Raw genomic sequence first — 226 nt, 5'->3', positions numbered from 1 at the left:
CAGTCGATATTATCCTCAGCCTGTCCGCCGAGTGGCTATTCCGAAGCCAGATGGAAGCGAACGAGAACTGGGGATACCCACCGTGACTGACCGTCTTATTCAACAGGCACTGCTGCAAGTTCTACAACCGCTGATCGATCCCACTTTTAGCGAGCACAGTTACGGTTTCCGTCCGGGCCGCCGGGCCCATGATGCCGTACTAGCTGCTCAGAGCTTCGCCCTGGTA

The 226-nt window shown here is 56.6% G+C and carries 1 protein-coding gene; it reads left to right on the top strand.

All coding sequences use genetic code 11. The annotated features are described in order from the left end of the window. Window positions 1-31: 31 nt before the first annotated feature. Window positions 32-226 (top strand): reverse transcriptase domain-containing protein (locus CXF87_RS12560; RefSeq protein ID WP_269801106.1); only part of this gene is annotated, 195 nt, incomplete at its 3' end.

The sequence above is a fragment of the Halomonas sp. MES3-P3E genome, from assembly GCF_002836035.1.
In the GTDB taxonomy this organism is placed as follows: domain Bacteria; phylum Pseudomonadota; class Gammaproteobacteria; order Pseudomonadales; family Halomonadaceae; genus Vreelandella; species Vreelandella arctica.
This window is presented reverse-complemented; position numbering and strand designations above follow the sequence as displayed.